The organism is Rahnella sp. NRRL B-41462 (assembly GCF_003263525.1).
Taxonomy (GTDB): Bacteria; Pseudomonadota; Gammaproteobacteria; order Enterobacterales; family Enterobacteriaceae; genus Rahnella; species Rahnella aceris.
Window position 1 is genome coordinate 1 of the sequence record NZ_JYDF01000108.1, and the last position, 811, is coordinate 811.

Here is an 811-nt window from a genome sequence, read left to right on the forward strand (position 1 = left end):
TCCGTTAAAACTCTCAATAAATCCGTTCTGCGTTGGCTTACCTGGCTGGATAAGCCGTAGTTCCACACCATGCTCAAAGGCCCATTGATCGAGCGCGCGGCAGGTAAATTCCGGGCCCTGATCGGTTCTTATTGTCGCCGGATAGCCCCGAAACAACGCGATGCTGTCCAGAATACGCGTGACCTGAACGCCTGAAATACCGAAAGCAGCGGTGATCGTCAGACACTCCTTCGTGAAATCATCCACACAGGTCAGGCACTTGATCCTGCGACCGTTGACCAGTGCGTCCATAACGAAATCCATCGACCATGTAAGGTTCGGCGCATCCGGGCGAAGAAGCGGAAACCGTTCGGTCGCCAGCCCTTTACGGCGTCGTCTGCGTTTTACGCTCAGTCCATTAAGGTGGTAAATACGGTATACCCGCTTGTGATTGACGTGAAGGCCCTCCCTACGCAGCAACTGCCAGATACGCCGATAACCAAAACGTCTGCGTTCAAGCGCCAGCTCAGTAATACGCCCTGATAAATGTGCATCAGCAGCCGGACGCTGAGCATCATAACGGCAGGTCGACAGGGACAAACCTGTAAGCCTGCAGGCACGACGTTGCGACAGACCGGTCGCATCACACATCAACATCACGGCTTCCCGCTTCTGGTCTGTCGTCAGTACTTTCGCCCCAGAGCCACCTGAAGCGCCTCCTTATCCAGCATGGCTTCGGCAAGCAGCTTCTTGAGCCTGGCGTTCTCTTCCTCAAGCGACTTCAGCGCTTAACCTCGGGCACCTCCATACCGCCATACTTCTTACGCCAGGT

General features: G+C 55.1%; 1 pseudogene. It reads right to left on the minus strand.

Annotated features, from left to right (window positions below):
* Window positions 1-811, minus strand: a pseudogene (locus UC14_RS22070) (IS3-like element ISRaq1 family transposase); the annotation flags it as partial.